Below are 14,959 nucleotides of genomic sequence, written 5' to 3'. Positions count from 1 at the left end.
GGTGCGTACGTACTGCAAGTGCCCCGGCAAAACCGGGGCACTCGAAAAGTTAAAGATTAACGCGAGTAGTATTCAACGACCAGCTGGTCTTCACAAACTACCGGAATCTCTTCGCGCTGCGGCAGACGAACAAGAGTTGAACGCAGACGCTCAAGGTCAACCTCAAGGTAGCCCGGTACTGCCGGAAGCACGTCGCGGTGAATACCCTGCGCAGCAATCTCAAACGGCGTGGTGGTCTGCGACTTTGGCTTAACCTGGATGGTCTGCCCCGGCTTCACGCGGAACGAAGGACGGTCAACGATCTTTCCATCAACGAGGATGTGACGGTGCACCACGAACTGGCGGGCCTGCGCAATGGTGCGAGCAAAACCGGAACGTAGTACGAGCGCATCGAGGCGCTGCTCGAGGTGCTGCACCAGGTTCGAACCGGTGATGCCTTCCATACGGAGGGCCTCTTCGAATGCACGACGCATCTGCGCCTCACGCAGACCGTACTGTGCGCGTAGACGCTGCTTTTCCTTCAGACGAACCGCGTAGTCAGAATCTTGACGACGGCGGGCGCGACCGTGCTGGCCGGGGCCGTACGGACGCTTTTCGAAGTAGCGGGCTGCCTTCGGAGTTAGTGCAACGCCAAGGGAGCGCGATAGACGCACCTGGCGGCGTGAGCTCTGTGCCATGTGGAATTCCTTCCTGTTTCTTCAAAACGAATCGCGTAGTCACCTACGCGGGGCCACCTCTGCGCAATGCGTGGGCTAAGACCCCAGGGTGTTGCTTTTTGCAACCTTCGCAGTCTACCGCATTTTTAAGCGTTTACGCACGTTCTCAAGCCGTTTAGTGATGCTTGCCTCAAAGCCATTGGACGTGGGCTCGTAGTACTGCGTGCCTTCCAGTTGATCCGGCAAGTATTGTTGAGCCGCGATCGCATAGGGCTCGTCGTGCGCGTACACGTACCCATTTCCATGACCGAGCTTCTTCGCACCGGCGTAATGCGCGTCCCGCAGATGTTTTGGCACCGGCCCACTCTTACCCGCGCGAATATCAGCAATAGCACGATCAACAGCAAGATATGAGGCGTTTGACTTCGGCGCTGTAACGATTGCAATAACCGCCTGCGATAGCAGTATTCGCGCCTCCGGCATGCCAATCATTTGCACCGCCTGAGCGGCCGAAACAGCGGTTTGTAGTGCCGTTGGATCAGCCATACCAACATCTTCAGATGCACAAATCATGATTCGCCGGGCAATAAATCGCGGATCCTCACCCGCCTCGAGCATGCGCGCCAGGTAATGAATAGCTGCATCGACGTCAGAACCTCGCATGGATTTAATGAAGGCGGATGTCACATCGTAGTGCTCGTCTTCCCCGTAGCGTACGAGGGCGGCGTCAGCGGCACGCGATACGTGATCGAGCTCAATCGCCCGGCTTTCACTATCGATAGCGTTCGCAGCCGCGGCCTCCAATATCGTAAGCGAGCGGCGAGCATCCGCACCGGCCAGGCGCACCAGTAGTTCAAGCGCCTCATCGTCTATTCCGACGCGCCCGTCCAGACCGCGCTTATCGTTCAAGGCCCGGCGCACGAGAGCTTCAATATCACTATCTTGTAGCGGCTCCAGCGTAAGCAAAATCGAGCGGGAAAGCAGTGGACTGACAACTGAAAATGACGGGTTTTCCGTGGTTGCAGCCACCAGGGTAACCCAGCGATTTTCAACCGCGGGCAGCAGGGCGTCTTGCTGGGAGCGAGAGAAGCGATGGACCTCGTCAATAAACAAAACAGTTTCTTCACCGGTTGCGCCCAGGCGGCGCTTAGCCGATGCGATTACGGCGCGCACTTCTTTAACGCCGGCATTCACCGCCGAGATTTCCTCAAAATGACGTCCCGACAAGCGCGCAATCAAATATGCGAGCGTTGTCTTCCCCACCCCCGGCGGGCCCCATAAAATCAAAGAGGACACGGCGCGCGACGAATCCGCCGGCGCAAGGAGACGCCGCAACGGAGAGCCATCCTTCAATAGGTGGTCTTGACCGAGCACCTCCTCAACCGAACTTGGCCGCATGCGCACCGCCAGCGGAGCGGCCTCACCGGCCTTTGGGATCCCAATCGGATCCATATTCGCCGCCTCAAAAATGTCCATAACCCCAACCCTAGTTGTTCAGCAATGCCCGCGCGAAGTTGTATCCCCTACCCAGCTACCGATTTCGCGCAGACAAAAGGAGGGCGCTATCCGCGCCCTCCTCCATGATTGATTAGTCGAACAGCTCTGTTGATCCTGCGCCCTGGCGCACAACTTCAGGACTACCGCTGGTGAAATCAATAACCGTTGTTGCTCCCGCGTTGCCAACCGGGCCTCCAAGAACCATGTCAACGAGGTGGCCAACGCGATCATTCACCACCGCCGGATCCCAAAGCGCCTCGTCCTCACCCGGCATGATCAGAGTGGAACAAAGCATGGGCTCACCCAGAGCCTCCACTATCGCCTGCGTGATCTTGTGGTCGGGGATACGCACTCCCACGGTCTGTTTCTTCTTATTCAACGTCTGACGCGGCACTTCCTTGGTGCCACGCAAAATGAACGTGTAAGGGCCTGGAGTTAACGCCTTGATGGTGCGGAATGCTTTATTGTCCACAATCACGATGTGGCCAAGTTGTGAAAAGTTATGGCACAGGAGGGAGAAATTGTGCTTTTCGTCAAGGTGGCGCATCTGGCGGATCCGGTCCAGCCCATCCTTGTTACCCATCGTCGTTGCGACCGCGTAACCAGAGTCGGTTGGGAGCGCGATGACTCCCCCATCCTGCAACAGCTGAACAGCTTGATTAACGAACCTAACTTGCGGATTTTCCGGGTGAATCTCAATGTATGCCATAACTCATTGTAGTCACCTCGTCACCTATAACGCGCGCGATCGAGTGGATTTGCCAGAGCGCTTCGCGGGCAGGCGCATATGAATGCTCCCCACTGCTCGGAACGGTTTCCCGTCCACCCAGTGGGGAGCATTTTCGGCCAGCCGGCGCGCAGGAGCGCTTAGGGCTAGTCCTCTTCGTCCTCTGGCTTCCAGTCCACGCCCGTCTCCGCGCGTTGCTCATCTGGAATCGGCGCCGGAGCCTGGGTGAGCGGGTCGTAGCCGCCGCCCGACTTCGGGAACGCAATCACATCGCGGATCGACTCCGACTTGGTAAGGAGCGAAACAATACGGTCCCAACCAAATGCGATGCCACCGTGCGGTGGAGCACCAAACTTGAATGCGTCAAGAAGGAACCCGAACTTTTCCTGCGCCTCTTCTTCACCAATACCCATCACCTTGAATACGCGCTCTTGCACGTCGCGGCGGTGAATACGAATGGAGCCGCCACCGATCTCATTGCCGTTGCAGACAATATCGTAAGCGTAAGCGAGGGCGTTACCCGGATCTTCCTCGAAGTTGTCGATCCAGTCCGGGTTTGGAGACGTGAACGCGTGGTGTACCGCGGTCCACTTCGAAGAGCCGAGATCCACGTCGTCATCCTGTCCGGCTTCCTTGAACAGTGGAGCATCAACAACCCATACGAAAGACCATGCATCTTCGTCGATGAGGCCGGCGCGCTTGCCCACCTCAAGACGGGTTGCACCGAGCAGGGCCCGGGCCTCCGACGGTTTGCCCGCACCAAAGAAGATGCAGTCCCCCGGCTTTGCACCGGTAGCCTCCATAAGGCCAGCCCGCTCCGTCTCGGAAATGTTCTTCGCAACGGGGCCGCCAAGCTCACCATCGTCGCTAATCGTCACATATGCGAGGCCACGTGCACCGCGCGAACGCGCCCATTCCTGCCACTTATCGAACGTACGGCGCGCCTGTGAACCGCCGCCGGGCATCACGACAGCACCAACGTATTCGTTTTGGAACACGCGGAAGGGGGTGTCCTTGAAGTACTCCGTCAGGTCAACGATTTCTAGACCAAAACGTAGATCCGGCTTGTCCGTACCGTACTTTTCCATCGCATCCTTGAACGTCATGCGCGCAATCGGCGTCTCAAGGTCATAATCGATGGTCTTCCACACAGCTTTGAGGACGTCCTCAGCAACCGCGACTACGTCTTCCTGGTCCACAAATGACATCTCAATATCGAGCTGGGTGAACTCCGGCTGACGGTCCGCGCGAAAATCCTCGTCACGGTAGCAGCGCGCGATCTGGTAGTAGCGTTCCATGCCACCGACCATGAGGAGCTGCTTGAACAGCTGCGGAGACTGCGGCAATGCGTACCAAGAACCCGGCGCGAGGCGGGCAGGAACAAGGAAGTCACGCGCCCCCTCCGGCGTGGAACGAGTCAGCGTTGGGGTTTCGATCTCGACGAAGTCATGATTGTCGAGGACAGCGCGTGCTGCTTTCGACACTTGCGAACGCAAACGAATTGCATGCTGTAGCTTTGAGCGACGCAGGTCTAGGTAACGGTAACGCAGACGCGTTTCTTCTCCTACCTTGCCCGAGTCATCAGCATGGTCAGACACCTGGAACGGCAGTGCAGCCGCAGTGTTCAAGATCTTGACGTCGTCACCGAGCACCTCGATCTCACCCGTAGGGATGTTTAAGTTCTCGTTACCCTCGGGACGGAGCGACACCTCGCCTGTCACCTGCAGGACAAATTCGGAGCGAAGCTGGTGCGCGACTACCTCATCTCGCACAACCACCTGCGCCACGCCGGACGCATCTCGCAAATCAATAAATACAACCCCACCGTGGTCGCGGCGGCGGTCAACCCAACCTGCCAAGGTAACAACTTGGCCAGCCAGTGACGCGTTCAAAGATCCAATATTGTGTGTACGCAGCATTCGGCGTTCCTTTCAGATTTAGCGGCACCGCGAGACGGGCGGGCGCGACACAATCCTAAACCCTTTGCCCCACTCCTAAAAAATGTTTGCTATGTGTTGGCGTTGTCCACGGCCTCATAAATGGGGCGTGAGGTCGCGGCTAAACGACAAGGCGCGGAGATTTTGCTATTTTTTGGGCAGGTCTCTACCTTGGACTGTATGAAGCAAGCGCGGAACAAAACCACCTCTACTCCGATTGAGAAACTCCTTCTAATCGGCTCGGTAGTACTTATTACCTGCCTGGCTTTTGAAGCGCTTGCAACCACTAATGCGATGCCTACGGTTGTTGCAGACCTGGGCGGAGACCGCTGGTATTCGCTTGCCGCGGGAATGGTTTTGGCCGGACAGATTCTCTCTACCACCATCGCTGGCTGGTGGGCCGACAAGATGGGAGTTAGAAGGCCCCTTGTGTTCGGCATGACCATGTTTTCGCTTGGCGCACTCGCCGCGGGCGTGGCGCCAAACCTCGCGGTCTTCATTGTTGGCCGCGCGATCCAAGGCCTTGGCTCAGGCATGATCATGGTGCCGCTATACGTCATGGTCGGTGACGTGGTGTCAAACGAACGCCGCCCATTCTTCTTCGCAGTCTTCTCGTTCGCTTGGGTATTACCCTCAATGATCGGCCCTTCCATTGCCGGCTACATCGTCCAGCACTGGAGCTGGAGGCCCGTGTTTTGGCTTATCATCCCCATCGCGCTGGCCGCTCTGCTTCCCCTCATTCCAATTCTGCGTCGCATGCCAGCCAAAGAGCCCGGTGAGGCTACCCCACCACCGGCATTCGTAGCCGCCCTACTTGCGAGCGCCGGTATCGTTGCCCTGCAGATTGCCGGTGGCCTTAGTGAGGTATCCATGTGGATAGGCATCATCGTCGGAGCCGCGCTACTTGTAATAGGCATGCCTCGTCTGCTCCCTAAAGGCACCTTCAAAGCAACCGCAGGTGTGCCCTCCATTGTGGGCATGCGCATGGCAATCATGGCGGCCCTCATTGGTGCAGAGTTCTTCCTGCCCCTCGTTCTAGACCGCGTACACGGTTGGAGCCCTGCATCCACGGGGTGGGCAATCGCGATTGGTTCTGTTGCTTGGACCATCGGATCGTGGGCGCAAGCGCGGGTGGCCCTATGGGAGAGCCGCACTAAGATTCCTGGAGTTGGATCAAGCCTCATTCTGCTGGGCGCGCTACTGGTAGTAACCATGCCCATGCAGTCCATTTCCCCAGCCGTCTCTATTACAGGGTTTGCCATCATGGGGTTGGGCCAAGGCTTAGCTCATTCAACTTCCTCTGATCTTGCACTTGGAGTGGCAGCAAAATCGCGCCACGGCGACGTCTCTGCTTCCTTGCAGTTGGCTGACGCACTCGGTCCCGCCCTCGCAATGGGATTGTCATCGGTGGCTCTATCGGGATGGGCGCACCTAAACGGCGGCGTATCTCCGTACCTCCCTACCTCGTTCGTGTCAATCAGCTTCGCCATCCTCGCTATCTTTGCCTCCACACGCATCATTGGAGTTAAGCGAGTAGCCAGCATCTAAAGCAGCCAGGTAAACAGGGGCTGTAAGGAACCTCACCACCGAGGTTTATCGACCGGCAAGACATTTTCGGTAGAGTTTCAGTAGCCGCTAGCCTCCAATGATGGTGCAAGAGTATGTGTGACGGGGGATGCGGCATTTCTTTTTCTAGTGAATGGATGCCATGGAATCCCCCAAATTTTCTGACCTTTCTCTTTCTGCGCCAATTTTGGATGCGATTAACGAGATGGGCTTCGAAACGCCCACTCCTATCCAAGCCGGCTCAATCCCGCCTCTTTTGCAGGGCCGCGATATTGTGGGCATCGCCCAAACGGGAACCGGCAAAACCGCCGCGTTTGGTCTTCCCCTTCTTAGCCTGATCGACGCTGAGCAAAAACACGTTCAAGCCGTGGTGCTTGCCCCTACGCGTGAACTGGCAATGCAAAGTGCAACTGCCCTCGAGTCCTTTGCGAAGTACCTGCCGGTCTCCGTCGTCACCGTGTACGGCGGTTCCTCCTACACGCCGCAGATCCGGGCGCTGAAGGCAGGCGCACAGATCGTTGTGGGCACGCCTGGCCGCATTATCGACCTCATCAACAAAGACTATTTGAAGCTCCAAAACGTTCGCGTCCTTGTGCTTGATGAGGCCGACGAGATGCTGCGCATGGGCTTTGCCGAAGACGTGGAAACCATCGCTGCTTCTATGCCTGAATCGCAGGAGCGAGTAAACGCTTTATTCTCTGCAACCATGCCGCCCGCCATCCAAAAAGTCGCGGATGCCTACCTCACCGACCCTGTGCGCGTAGAGGTAGCCCCGCAAGCCTCTACAGCTGACAATCTAGAGCAAACGTATGCCGTGGTGCCGTTCAAACATAAACTTGGCGCTCTCGGCCGCGTCCTGGCTACCCGGGATGAAGACGCTGCAATAGTGTTCGTTCGCACCCGATCCGATGTGGACGAGGTCTCGGCTGACATGACCCGGCGCGGTTTCAAAACGGCAGGTATCTCCGGCGATGTTTCGCAAAACGAGCGCGAGCGAATTATGCGCCGTTTGCGTGACGGATCGCTCGACGTGCTGGTTGCCACTGACGTGGCAGCGCGTGGCCTTGATGTGGATCGCATCGGCCTCGTGGTGAACTTCGATGTGCCGCGTGAAGCCGAAGCCTACGTTCACCGCGTTGGTCGCACCGGCCGCGCGGGACGATCGGGCCGTTCGCTCACCTTCTTCACGCCGCGCGAGCGCGGACGCCTACGCAAGATTGAGAAGCTGACCGGCACCCCCATGACCGAAGTTGCGATCCCCACCCCGCGCGAAGTCTCGGCCGTGCGCGCTCGCCGCCTTCTCGACAAGCTTCCCGGCCGACTCGAGGCCGGGCGGCTGGAGCTGTACTACGACCTCATCAATGAAATCACTGATACCGGTGAGCTTGACCTAGATGACCTTGCTGCGGCGCTTCTCGCGCAGGCTATTGGTGACCTTGGGCGCGTGGAGGATCCTGAGCGCCGCGGCAGCGGCCGTATTCGACGCGAAGAAGTGCTGGATGAAGACGGCAATTTCGTTGTCGCATCGTTCGAAGAGGGACGTGACAAACCTAAGAAAGCTAAGAATCGCGGAGCTGGCCGCATACCCGAATCCGGGTTTAGGCACCGTTATCGGGTGGAGGTTGGTCATAAGGACAACGTGAAGCCAGGAGCGATCGTTGGTGCGATCACGAACGAGGGCGGCGTTGACGGCAAGGATCTAGGCCGCATCGACATCTTCCCCACCTTCTCCCTCGTTGATATGGCACTGCCGTTAACCGATGACGCACAGCGCAAAATCGGGCGTGCGACCATTTCCGGCAGGCAGCTTCGCATCAAAAAGGATCGCGGCCCATCCAAGTACAACCATGAGAGCGCAGACAGGCGCGAATCCCGCCACCGCGATAGGCGCGCCGGGGAGGAAGAACCGTTTGAAAACCGGCGCGACGGTGGCAGCTTTCGTGACAAGAAGCGCCGCCTAGGTAAACGAGGCCGCGACTTCGCCTCGCATTCGCGCGGACGCAGCGGTTTCAAGAGGAAACACTTCCATTAAACCGCTTGACTTGTTGTACAAGGTATGCTGTGAATCCCGGGCTTCGCACTCGCTGGTTGGGGATTTGCAAGACTTAAAGGCAAACAAACGTTAAGAATCAACGAGAACAACCTTGGTGGTAGTGAAGATTTAGCTACATGGGACAGTTAAAACCGTTTTACATGTGGGCCGGAGGCAAGAGCAGATTGCTCAAGCACTACGAGGATAAGTTCCCAAGCCTCTCGCAATACAGAAGTTACGTAGAGCCATTTTTTGGAGGCGGCGCAGTATTTTGCAACCTTTACAACCAATACGCTGAAACAAGCCCCGAACTTGATTTCATTATCAACGATGTCAACAGTGAACTCGCAGGCATCCTCCGGGCACTCAAAACCGATGCGGCTCGCTTCATCGAAGCCGTTGATGCCTTAACAGACGAATACCTTGCGATTGAAGGCAAAGAACGACGCAAATCCTTCTACTATGAAAAGCGTCGCGAGTACTGGGAAACCCAGGATTCTGCACTGCTTTATTTTCTAATGCGCACTGGATTCAATGGAATCTGGCAGACGAATAAAGAGGGTGGAGGCCTTTTTGCCACCCCTGCGGGCTTGCTGAACCACAAGGCCAAAGAACAGGTCTTTCAAGAACCCCTGCTACTGGCTTGGGCATCTGCCTTGCAACGCACAGAGATTAACAGCACTGACTACAAGCAAGTCCTGGTTCCAGACGGGAGCTTTGTGTACTGCGATCCGCCCTATCGCGGAAGTTTCACTTCCTACGGCACAGATTTTGATGACGAGCACCAAAAGCAGCTTTGCGAGTGGATGGAAATGCTCGTTACTGACAAAAACTGCGCGGTAGCCATGAGTAACCGCACCGTGGATGACGACAACTTTTTCGAAGACATCTTGTCAACGAATTGGCGTTTTCACTATTTTGATGTCACGTACACGGCAGGTAGGCGTTTGCGCACGCAAAATGGCTTCGAGGCAAAGCCCGCGCGAGAATTTCTCGTTGTTTGCGCGAGATAGTACTGCCCTAGTGTTTACCACAGGCGTTTTATGACAACTCATGCGAGCTGGCCGTGCTACAAGCGCGAGAGCAGATCCACGATCTGGCGTTGCCGCTGATCCTCGGCGTGCAGCGGAGCCCAGAGTTTTGCCCGTACCGTTGTCTCAATACTGGTTCGCAGTGACTGAGCAGCGCGACCCCCAAGTCTTCTTGCAATCATCCGCGTTGCAAAGTGCGAGATGAGAACCACCAGTAGCGTCCAGGCCAGGCCTCCCAGAAGCATCCAAGTAGGATAGGGCACCTCGTGGAAACGAGGAAGATCCCAACTGATCAGCAGAAACTCTCGCGAAGCCCATACGGCTACAAGCCATAAAGCTCCAATAAGTGCAACCAGCCAGCCGACCCACTGCAATGCATTCGAAAAACGCCACCACCCCGATGTCTCATCGCGAATAGCGAGGTCTGTACTGGCCACCGCCTCATTCAAGTCATCGCTTATGCCACTGCCAGCTTCACTTGCAACCTCCCGCAGGTCGTTAGCCCACACGCGTGGTCGGCCTTGCGCAACGCGTTCGGTAAGAGACCTCAAACTCACCTGTAGCGAAGAGCTCGATACCTCACTTACCTGCATAGAGTGCAGCTCTCCCTTGCCTTCGCCTAAATGCCAGCGCTTCAGCGGATCGGGTCGCAAGTTACGCCAGTAGCGGGTAGGAAGCCAACCGACATGCTTCTTCGCGCGATGGATGTAGGCCCTGCGCACCGCGTCAGCAACTTCCGGCGCTCCCGCGGCTCGAGCACTAACCTCGGTTAGGTCCCTAACCACATCGCGCTCCTTCACAGCAGGAAGCACGCTACTCGTCTGCTCCAAGTCAGAGCGGATGCGACTGGCCACGTCACTCACGTCAGCCTTCAACCGCGCCGACTCAATGCGCTGCACCTGCGCCGTGTCGTTAATGTGCATGCGCAGCTCGGCAATACCCTCCCCCGTCTTTGCAGAAGTAGGCACAATGCGAGCATTTTGCAGGCCGTCAGCGGCAAGCAGACCTCGCAAATCATCCACAATCACCATCTGGTCACCGGGCGAAAGCAGATCGACCTGCGTGAGCGCCACGATGGTGACGCGCGAATGCTTCGCATACGGCTTAATAAACTGCGAGTGCAAAACATCATCAGCATACTTTTGCGGATCGACCACCCAAACCAGGATGTCTGCTCGCTGCGCAAGACGCTGGGCGCCCTCGCGATTCTGGGCGTTCACCGAGTCAATGTCCGGCATGTCCAAAATCGTTACATCACGAGATAGCCCAAGCCCCGCCGGAATGTACACGCGATTCTTAATCTGTAGCCAATCCAAAATCGCATTCGACTGCGTTCCCGGAGCGCTGGCAGCCATTATCGAAGTCGTGGTCGGCCGGCGCACACCAACGGGCGCCAAATCCACCTCAAGTAGTGCGTTAAACAGGCTTGACTTACCTGATCCCGTAGCTCCGATCAGTGCCACCACGGTCATGTCTGGATCGAGGGCAAGGCGATCCGCTGCAATATCAGCCACCCGCGTATACTCGCCGCGTTTGTCGACCGGCAGGTCATCGCCGAGTAGCTCCAGCACCGTGGCGAGGTCGCGAACGCGCGCGTCAATCGGCGCGTCATCAATTCGGTTAAAGATTCGCATGGTCGCCTCGCTCCCATGTTTGCCGTGCACGCTGAACAGCTCTACTAAGTTCTTCAGGGTCCGACACCTTGGGCATGCTGCGCGTAAACGGTGCAAGCGATTCACTTACCACTGCGCGGAAGCGCTCCTGCAAATCACTGTGCGCCTGCTTCGTCATCGACGAGACCGCCTGGTCTCCAAACACAGATTCGAGCAGGCGCTGAGCCACCACCGAAGTTGCTCCCGCAACCCCAACCTCAGCCCCCGTCAAACCACCTGTAGAAGCGAATATAACGATCATCAGTGCAACACCGAGGACGTTCACGCCGATCGCCAGGAACCTAGCCGAAAGCTTCTTAGATCCCGCCTGGTCCGACACCATTTGCAACAGACTACGCTGCCACTCGCGGGTCAATTCCTTGGCCATATCATCAAAACGCGCGGTAGGGACCGGCTCTACCTCGGCCTCAACATCTCGCATCGCCCTGCTTTGCGCCCAAGTTAGCCTAACTTCGTCGTGAGTACGAGCAATCTCATCCGCCAGCAGCGCACGCAATCCGTCACCGAGCGCAGCTTCAACCGGCTGCGCGCTCACGGGCTTACCCGTCAAAAAGCCAGTTACGCGGGCTTTCAACCAAGACACGCCCTCATCGATTCGACGCGAAAGCTCAGCAGTTCCCACCACCTCTTGCCACCTGGCGAGCACCTCGCCCCGCAGCAGAGTTCCATCTCCAGTTTGGGTAGCTACCCTGCGCACCGCACCGTCAACTCGGGCATCGAGAACGGCAAGACCATCCGTCTCCACAACCGCCTGCTCCACCAAAGCCGATTCAACCAGTGAGAGGCCGTCAAGTAGTTCTGCAACAGATCCGCGCAGCGTCCTCCTCGCGGTTTCAGCGCGAGCTGCTGCCGTATCGGTTAGGGAGGTCAACCAGTTCAATAGAGGACGCAGATTCTCCTGCGAAATCATTCCATCTGTGAGGGCAGATTCCTCAATCGCGATTAGGGGTGCGCTTGCCAGCCCCGCCTGTGCCAGCATGCTCGAAAGATCTGCGCGGACCTCTTCCACAGCTCCATGCGGCACCCGATTCAAAACCACTGCTATCGCGATGTTCCTCGCCGCCGCATCCTGGAGCATTCGCCATGGAACCGCATCTGCATATCGGGCTGCTGTAGTCACAAAAACCCATAGGTCAGCCGCGTCCAGCAACTGCCGTGCAAGCGCCCGATTATCCGCAACCACCGAATCCAAGTCGGGCGCATCAATGATTGCAAGGCCGCCTGGGACCTGCTCATTTGCGCGAAGCTCCAGCTCATTCCCCACGTCCTCACTCGGAGCAGAGGGCGGCGCATCCGTAGCTACCCGGCGACGAGGCAGGGTGGGAAGTATCCTCTCATTTTCAAACCAGCGCGCATCTTCTGCGCGATGAAGCAAAAGCGGGCTCCTGGTAGTTGGCCGCTTAGCGGACGAGGCAGACACGTGCTGGCCCACTAGCGAGTTCACGATCGTTGATTTACCCGCTCCCGTAGAGCCTCCCACCACGCATACCAACGGCGCATCCAGGCTTTGCAACCGCGGCAAGATATGATCCCCCAGGCGCCGCGCCGACCGCTTCGCCACCTCTCGCGCATTAGCTGCTTCGGGCAGATCCAGCGGTAGCGCAACGTCGGCAAGCACACCCTCAAGCGCGCTTAGAGAAACATATTCTTCCACCTGCTACTCCCCCAGTATGACTGCGGGCTTCAAATCTCCAGCCGGTGGCGTCCACGTCTGCGGATCAGCACTTTGCTGCTCGCCCGAGCGAATGTCCTTTACCTCGTGCATACCATCCTCGCCAATGAACCACACGAACGGAATGCCACGCCTATCCGCGTAACGGATCTGCTTTCCAAACTTCTGCGAGTTCGGCGAAACCTCAGTTGCGATCCCGCGTGCGCGTAGCGCTGTAGCGACATCTTCGGAGGCCTCCCGCGACTCTTCGTTCACTACGGCAACGAAGACAGCGGTTGGAACCGAGCGCGAGGCAGTTGCAAGCCCCTCGGCCAAGATACGCGAAACAATGCGAGATACCCCGATAGAGATGCCCACGCCCGGATAGGAACGCTTCCCATCCGATGCGAGTGAATCGTAACGGCCACCGGAGCAGATAGAACCAAGATCCTTGTGCCCCTCGAGTTCAGTTTCGTAAACCGTGCCCGTGTAATAGTCCAAGCCGCGCGTGATCTTAAGCTCAGCGCGCAAACGGTGCGGCGCCCGCTTCTCTCCGGCGGCCAACAGCGCACCAAGTTCCTCTAAACCTTCATCCAGGATCTCATTGGAAACGCCAAGCCCGCGCACCTCATCCAGCACCTTTTGATCATCGCCAGAGATTTGGGCAAGCTTCAAAAGCTGATCAATCTGCTCGGATTGGAAGTCAAACTCTTCCATCTCCGCGCGCACTCCCTCAGGCCCTATCTTGTCGAGCTTGTCGATAGAACGCAGCGCCTGTTCCACGTTTTCAACACCGATTCCCTCGCAAAACCCCTGCACGATCTTACGGTTATTGACCAAAACAGTTACGGGAGGGATTGGGAGCTTAGAAAACGCCTCTAAAATCACCAGGGGAATCTCCACCTCGTGGTGGAACGCGAGCATGCCATTACCCACGATGTCGATATCAGCCTGTGTGAACTCGCGGAAACGGCCATCTTGCGGGCGTTCACCGCGCCACACCTTCTGGATCTGGTAGCGGCGGAATGGGAACTGAAGTTCACCAGCATTGTCCAGGACGTAACGCGCAAACGGCACCGTGAGGTCGAAATGCAGGCCGAGTGTGCGGTCTTTCTTGGAATCAGAACGCTCTTGCAACTTGTCTTGCAAACGTTCTAGCAGGTAGACCTCCTTAGAGGTTTCCCCCTTGCGAAGCAAGTCATCCAAGGTCTCGACAGCGCGAGTTTCAATGGAGGCAAAGCCGTGGAGTTCAAACGTCTCACGCAATTGGTCAAGGATGTGCTGTTCCACAATCCGCTCCGCGGGAAGCCATTCGGGGAAACCGGACAGTGAGGTACGTGCTGGCATTATTTTCTTCCTATTAGTAACTGATTATTAGCCGAGTTCTTTTGCTCGTTTAACGTAAGGATTCGTGGCCTGTTCATTGCGCCAGTTCGTTGCGGGACCGTGGCCGGGAAGCATCCACGTATCCGGATCCAAAGCATTAGCCAGGGTGCGTAGCGAGTGACGCATTTGTGTCTCATCGCCGCCGGGTAAGTCGGTACGTCCAACCGATCCGGCGAAAATCACGTCGCCCACAAACGCAACCGGTTGCGACATCTGCAACGGCCCCAACCCAGTGCGGATAGACGGTAGAGCAGCATTGGTCTCAAAGGTCTCGCCGGCAGAAATCTCCATTAGGAAAAGGGCCGAGCCTTCCGTATGTCCGGGCGCGGGCAACATCAGCATATTAAGGCCATCGATCGGCTGGAACACCTGGCTTGGAACCTCCTGCAAATGTGCGGGCTTGTTCCACGTTCCGAAATTTCCAAAACCAATCGAGTGTGACAGCGGATCTTCCATTCGGTACATGTCCGGGCCCGGCACGTACACGGTCGTGTCAAACTGCGCGCATTCCCAAACGTGGTCGAAATGCCCGTGCGTTAGCAAAACAGCACCGGCAGATAAGCCTGCGCTTTCCAAAAATGCTTTCACGGGTTCGCTTGTTCCTACGCCGGGATCCACCACTAGCGCGTTAGCGGCTTCATCTGGCACCACTACGTAGCAGTTCTCCCCCAGAGCTACAGATTCGATCCGTTCAATCCTCATAGCTCTAACTTTAGCGGAAACCGCGTAGGCTCACCGCAACTGCCTTGGCTCACCAAGCAGATGAATGTTGGACAAAGTGTGAAATGACACTAAATCGACGT

The 14,959-nt window shown here is 57.1% G+C and carries 11 protein-coding genes; 3 read left to right on the top strand and 8 right to left on the bottom strand.

Annotation, left to right across the window (positions count from 1 at the left end; translation table 11 throughout):
• Window positions 1–56 precede the first annotated feature (56 nt).
• From rpsD to aspS, 4 genes are all read right to left on the bottom strand, one after another.
• Entirely contained in the window at window positions 57–677 is a 621-nt protein-coding gene (rpsD, locus tag HMPREF2854_RS05590) for a 30S ribosomal protein S4 (protein ID WP_034507645.1), read from the bottom strand.
• 114 nt (window positions 678–791) lie between these two features.
• Entirely contained in the window at window positions 792–2,132 is a 1,341-nt protein-coding gene (locus HMPREF2854_RS05585; RefSeq protein ID WP_070620168.1) for a replication-associated recombination protein A, read from the bottom strand.
• 112 nt (window positions 2,133–2,244) lie between these two features.
• Window positions 2,245–2,862: an L-threonylcarbamoyladenylate synthase gene (locus tag HMPREF2854_RS05580; RefSeq protein WP_070620165.1), complete on the bottom strand. Its 618-nt coding sequence runs from the start codon at window positions 2,860–2,862 to the stop codon at window positions 2,245–2,247.
• 164 nt (window positions 2,863–3,026) lie between these two features.
• A complete protein-coding gene (aspS, locus tag HMPREF2854_RS05575) occupies window positions 3,027–4,799 on the bottom strand; it encodes an aspartate--tRNA ligase (RefSeq protein WP_070620162.1) in 1,773 nt (590 codons plus the stop codon).
• A gap of 198 nt (window positions 4,800–4,997) precedes the next feature.
• Here aspS and HMPREF2854_RS05570 point away from each other — a divergent pair, with 198 nt between their 5' ends.
• The 3 genes from HMPREF2854_RS05570 (at window position 4,998) to HMPREF2854_RS05560 (ending at window position 9,428) form a co-directional block, all read left to right on the top strand.
• Entirely contained in the window at window positions 4,998–6,365 is a 1,368-nt protein-coding gene (locus tag HMPREF2854_RS05570) for an MFS transporter (RefSeq protein WP_070620390.1), read from the top strand.
• Between the two features lie 160 nt (window positions 6,366–6,525).
• Entirely contained in the window at window positions 6,526–8,415 is a 1,890-nt protein-coding gene (locus tag HMPREF2854_RS05565; RefSeq protein ID WP_070620387.1) for a DEAD/DEAH box helicase, read from the top strand.
• A gap of 137 nt (window positions 8,416–8,552) precedes the next feature.
• The gene (locus HMPREF2854_RS05560; protein WP_083309412.1) at window positions 8,553–9,428 is read left to right on the top strand and encodes a DNA adenine methylase; all 876 of its coding nucleotides are present in this window, start codon (window positions 8,553–8,555) and stop codon (window positions 9,426–9,428) included.
• Window positions 9,429–9,484: 56 nt separating this feature from the next.
• Here the strand turns inward: HMPREF2854_RS05560 and HMPREF2854_RS05555 are convergent, their stop codons facing one another.
• From HMPREF2854_RS05555 to HMPREF2854_RS05540, 4 genes are read right to left on the bottom strand one after another with little or no spacing between them, the layout of a single operon-like run.
• The gene (locus HMPREF2854_RS05555) at window positions 9,485–11,080 is read right to left on the bottom strand and encodes a GTPase family protein (protein WP_070620160.1); all 1,596 of its coding nucleotides are present in this window, start codon (window positions 11,078–11,080) and stop codon (window positions 9,485–9,487) included.
• Window positions 11,067–12,773 carry a GTPase domain-containing protein gene (locus HMPREF2854_RS05550; RefSeq protein ID WP_070620158.1) on the bottom strand — a complete coding sequence of 569 codons (1,707 nt, stop codon included), beginning with the start codon at window positions 12,771–12,773 and terminating at the stop codon, window positions 11,067–11,069. The genes HMPREF2854_RS05555 and HMPREF2854_RS05550 overlap by 14 nt, the downstream gene beginning before the upstream one ends.
• A 3-nt stretch (window positions 12,774–12,776) precedes the next feature.
• Window positions 12,777–14,117: a histidine--tRNA ligase gene (gene hisS, locus HMPREF2854_RS05545; protein WP_070620156.1), complete on the bottom strand. Its 1,341-nt coding sequence runs from the start codon at window positions 14,115–14,117 to the stop codon at window positions 12,777–12,779.
• A gap of 27 nt (window positions 14,118–14,144) precedes the next feature.
• The gene (locus tag HMPREF2854_RS05540; protein WP_034507629.1) at window positions 14,145–14,858 is read right to left on the bottom strand and encodes an MBL fold metallo-hydrolase; all 714 of its coding nucleotides are present in this window, start codon (window positions 14,856–14,858) and stop codon (window positions 14,145–14,147) included.
• Window positions 14,859–14,959: the final 101 nt, after the last annotated feature.

This window comes from Actinomyces sp. HMSC075B09, from assembly GCF_001812395.1.
In the GTDB taxonomy this organism is placed as follows: Bacteria; Actinomycetota; Actinomycetes; order Actinomycetales; family Actinomycetaceae; genus Gleimia; species Gleimia europaea.
This window is presented reverse-complemented; position numbering and strand designations above follow the sequence as displayed.